At 72.1% G+C, this 1,889-nt stretch carries 1 protein-coding gene; it reads right to left on the bottom strand.

What is annotated here, in order from left to right:
* A partial coding sequence (locus Mco01_RS38620) for an SDR family NAD(P)-dependent oxidoreductase (protein ID WP_204061783.1) occupies positions 1-1,889 on the bottom strand: 1,889 nt, incomplete at both ends.

The following is a 1,889-nucleotide window of genomic DNA, read 5'->3' as shown; positions in this document are numbered from 1 at the left end:
GGATGCGGGCGTGGTCGGTGGTGGTGAGGTGGTGGGTGAGGGTGCTGGTGTGGGCCCATAGTCCCCAGGCGAGGCTGAGGGTGCGGCGGGTGGTGGGGCTGCTGGTGGGGGTGGTGTGGGTGGCGAGGGCGTCGTGGAAGGTGTTGGCGGCGGCGTAGTTGGCTTGGGCGGCGCCGCCGAGGAGGCCGCTGATGGAGGAGAAGAGGATGAGGGGGGTGTGGTGGGGGGTGTGGGTGTGGAGGTGGTGGGCGCCGTCGATTTTGGGGGCGAGGACGGTGTGGAGGCGGTGGGGGGTGAGGGTGGTGAGGGGGGTGTCGTCGGTGGTGCCGGCGGCGTGGATGACGGCGGTGAGGGGGTGTTGGTCGGGGATGGTGGCGATGAGGTGGGCGACTTGGTGGGGGTCGGTGATGTCGGTGGCGGTGATGGTGATGTGGGCGCCGTGGGTGGTGAGGTCGTGGGTGAGTTGGTCGGCGCCGGGGGTGTGGGGTCCGCGTCGGCTGGTGAGGTGGAGGTGGCGGATGTTGTGGTGGGTGACGAGGTGGCGGGCGATGAGGGCGCCGATGCCGGTGAGGCCGCCGGTGATCAGGACGGTGCCGTCGGGGTTCCAGTGGTGGGGTTCGCCGTTTGATGTGGTGGGGGTGTGGGGGGTGAGTCGGGGGGTGTGGGGGGTGCCGTTGCGGATGGTGATGTGGGGTTCGTTGTGGGTGTGGGCGGTGGTGGTGGCGGCGGGTAGGGCGGTGGTGCTGTGGGGGTGGTGGTCGAGGTCGGCGGTGAGGATGCGGTGGGGGTGTTCGGTTTGGGCGGAGCGCAGGAGTCCGAGGACGGGGGCGATGGCCAGGTCGAGGGGGGGCTGGTCGGGCTGGTCGGGTAGTGGGGTGGCGTGGTGGGTGAGGGCGAGTAGGCGGGTGGTGGCGAGGTGGTCGTCGGTCAGCCAGGTTTGCAGGGTGAGCAGGGTGTGTTCGAGGACGTGGTGAGCCGCGGCCACCGGATCGTCGGCGTTGTGTGTGGGTTGTGCTGAGCCTGCCTCGGTGTCGGTGTCGGTGTCGGTGTCGGTGTCGGTGCCGGTGCCGGTGTGGGGGGTGATGGGCAGGACGATGAGGTCGGGGGTGGGTTCTCCGGCCTGGACGGCATCGGTGAGGGTGGTGAGGTCGGGGTAGAGGGACACGCTGACGCCGGTCCCGCGCAGGGCCTCGGCCAGCCCGTGATCCCCCAGCACCGCCCAGGAGCCCGGCTCGGCGGCCTCCAGCGCCAGAGGCTCCCACTCGACCCGATAGAGCCCGTCCACCCAGTCGGCCGTGGTCCGCACCTGCTCGTGCCGCACCGGCCGTACCTGCAGGGCCTCGACGGAGATGACCGGCGTGCCGGAGGGGTCGGTGGCCTGCAGGGACAGTGATCCTGCCTCGCCCAGTACGGCGCGTACGCGCAGGTGGGTCGCTCCGGAGGCGTGCAGCCGCATTCCGCTCCACGCGAACGGCAGGTTGGCGACGCCCGGTTCCGTCTCGTCGAGCCACTGGAGGGCGGCGGCGTGCAGGGCGGCGTCGAGCAGTGCGGGGTGGATGCCGAAGCGGCCGGCCTCGTCGTGCCGGTCCTGGGGGAGGGCGACCTCGGCGAACAGTTCGTTCCCGCGCCGCCACGCCGCCCGCAGACCCCGGAACGCCGGCCCGTAGTGGAGGCCGTTCCCGCTCAGCCGCTCGTACGCGTCGTCCAGGTCTACGGGCCGGGCGCCGGGCGGGGGCCAGATCGCCAGGTCGACGGACGGCGCTGGGCTCTCCGAAGCCAGAGCGACCGTGGCGTGACGCGTCCAGTCGCCGTCGGAGCCCTCCGGCCGCGAGTAGATCTCCACAGTGCGGCGGTCGGGCCCGCTGACGAGGGTCTGGAGCTGGACGGTT

It is taken from the genome of Microbispora corallina, from assembly GCF_016863035.1.
Lineage (GTDB): Bacteria > Actinomycetota > Actinomycetes > Streptosporangiales > Streptosporangiaceae > Microbispora > Microbispora corallina.
The sequence above is the reverse complement of the archived record's forward strand: the minus strand, read 5'-3'. Positions and strand labels throughout refer to the sequence as shown.